The sequence below is a fragment of the Anaerotignum faecicola genome, from assembly GCA_024460105.1.
Classification (GTDB): domain Bacteria; phylum Bacillota; class Clostridia; order Lachnospirales; family Anaerotignaceae; genus JANFXS01.
The window spans coordinates 1-387 of sequence record JANFXS010000595.1; the positions used below are offsets into that span (position 1 = coordinate 1).

1 protein-coding gene is annotated in these 387 nt (G+C 49.9%); it reads left to right on the plus strand.

Translation table 11 applies throughout. From position 1 onward, the window contains the following. On the plus strand, positions 1–387 hold a 387-nt coding region (locus NE664_15555), incomplete at both ends, for a glycoside hydrolase family 88 protein (GenBank protein MCQ4728049.1).

The following is a 387-nucleotide window of genomic DNA, read 5'->3' on the forward strand; positions in this document are numbered from 1 at the left end:
GACGATTTTAAGCATGTAACGGGATATTTTCTGGATCATCTGCCGGAGGATCTTGTGCCCTACTGGGATCTGGAATTCGGAGACGGTTCCGGTGAGCCCCGGGATTCTTCCTCTGCCTCCATTGCCGCCTGCGGAATGCTGGAAATGGCCAGATACTTAAAGGAGGAGGATGCAATATACTACACCTCCCTTGCTGAGAAAATAATGAAGTCAGTCGTGGAGAACTACGCGGTTAAAAGCCCGGAGGAGTCGAACGGACTGGTCCTGCACAGTACTTACTCCAAGAAATCTCCATATAATACGTGTACTCCGGAGGGAGTCGACGAGTGTAACATCTGGGGCGATTACTTCTATATGGAAGCGCTGACAAGACTTTCGAAGGATTGG